Source organism: Streptomyces solincola, assembly GCF_002982015.1.
Taxonomy (GTDB): domain Bacteria; phylum Actinomycetota; class Actinomycetes; order Streptomycetales; family Streptomycetaceae; genus Streptomyces; species Streptomyces solincola.
Genome location: NZ_PVLV01000342.1, coordinates 1 through 1790 on the forward strand (window position 1 = coordinate 1; position 1790 = coordinate 1790).

At 74.1% G+C, this 1790-nt stretch carries 1 protein-coding gene; it reads left to right on the top strand.

Going from position 1 to position 1790, the window contains the following annotated elements:
• On the top strand, window positions 1-1548 hold a 1548-nt coding region (locus tag C6N75_RS21060; RefSeq protein WP_146132626.1), incomplete at its 5' end, for a nucleotide-binding protein.
• Window positions 1549-1790 lie beyond the last annotated feature (242 nt).

Here is a 1790-nt window from a genome sequence, read left to right on the forward strand (position 1 = left end):
GCCCCGGCCCCGGCTCCCGCTCCGGCCGCTCCCCCGGCGGACCCGCGCGCGGGCAACGCCTGGCCGGCGTCGGTGGCGCACGACCAGCGGGAGCGTTCCGTGCCGGGGGCCCCGCTCGGCTACACCGCCGCGGTCGAGCTGTCCTCGGACCGGCTGCTGCGCAACACCCGGCAGAAGGCCAAGTCCAGCCGCAACCCGTCCGGGGCGTCCCGCTTCAAGCTGGGCGGCAAGAAGGAGGAGGCCGAGCGGCAGCGCAAGCTGGACCTGATCCGCACCCCGGTGCTCTCCTGCTACCGGATCGCGGTGATCTCGCTCAAGGGCGGCGTCGGCAAGACGACGACCACCACCGCCCTCGGGGCCACCCTCGCCACCGAGCGCCAGGACAAGATCCTCGCCATCGACGCCAACCCGGACGCCGGCACCCTGGGCCGCCGGGTCCGCCGGGAGACCGGGGCGACCATCCGGGACCTGGTGCAGGCGATCCCGTACCTCAACTCGTACATGGACATCCGCCGGTTCACCTCGCAGGCGCCCTCCGGTCTGGAGATCATCGCCAACGACGTGGACCCGGCCGTCTCGACCACGTTCAACGACGAGGACTACCGGCGGGCGATCGACGTCCTGGGCCGGCAGTACCCGGTGATCCTCACCGACTCCGGCACCGGCCTGCTCTACAGCGCCATGCGCGGGGTGCTGGACCTGGCCGACCAGCTCATCATCATCTCCACGCCGTCGGTGGACGGCGCGTCCAGCGCCTCCACGACGCTGGACTGGCTGTCCGCGCACGGGTACGCCGATCTGGTGCAGCGCTCCATCACGGTGATCTCAGGGGTGCGCGAGACCGGCAAGATGATCAAGGTCGACGACATCGTGCAGCACTTCGAGACCCGCTGCCGCGGGGTGGTCGTGGTGCCGTTCGACGAGCACCTCGCCGCGGGCGCCGAGGTGGACCTGGACATGATGCGGCCGAAGACGCGCGAGGCGTACTTCAACCTCTCCGCGATGGTGGCCGAGGACTTCGCCCGGGCGCAGCAGGCGCAGGGGCTGTGGACCGGCGACGCGCAGGGCGCCCCGCCGCCGCACATGGCTCCGCCGATGCCGGGGCAGCCCCACCCGGGACAGCCGGGCCAGCCGTACGCCGGACAGCAGCCGTATCCGGGAGAGCCGGGGCAGCCCGCTCCGCAGCCGTACCCGGGGCAGCCCGCCCCGCAGCCCTACCCGGGGCAGCCGGGTGGACAGCCCTACCCGGGTCAGCCGCACCCGGGGCAGACGCACCCGCCGCAGCCCGGCGGCGGGCACGGGCAGCCGCCGCAGCACCAGCCGCAGCAGCCGTACCAGCCTCCGCAGCAGCAGGCGCCGCAGGGCTGGTCGCCGCAGCCGCCGCCCGGGGGACCGGCGCAGGGCCCGTACGCCCCGCCCCAGCAGCAGCCGCACCCCCACACGCCTGCGCAGGGCGAGCCGGCCGGAGAACATCCCGCGCCGCCTCCGGGGTGGCCGCAGCAGCCTCCGCAGGCGCCTCCGGCGCCGCCGTCAACCCCTCAGCAGTAGGGCGGCAGAGGACTGGACCAATGAGGGCCCGCACCGGTCTCCCGGTGCGGGCCCTCTGTCGTGTCCACGCAGTCCAACGGGGGTTTGACGGCTCGCCGGCAGGGCTATGCAAGCGCTGACGAACCATCGCTCCCACCGCCGTCGCCCATGCGGCCATCGCCCGTACGCCCTCCGTCCACCCGCACCGCTGATCCCTGCCGTTCACCCCCGCCGCTCGATCCCACCGCTGATCCCTGCCGCTC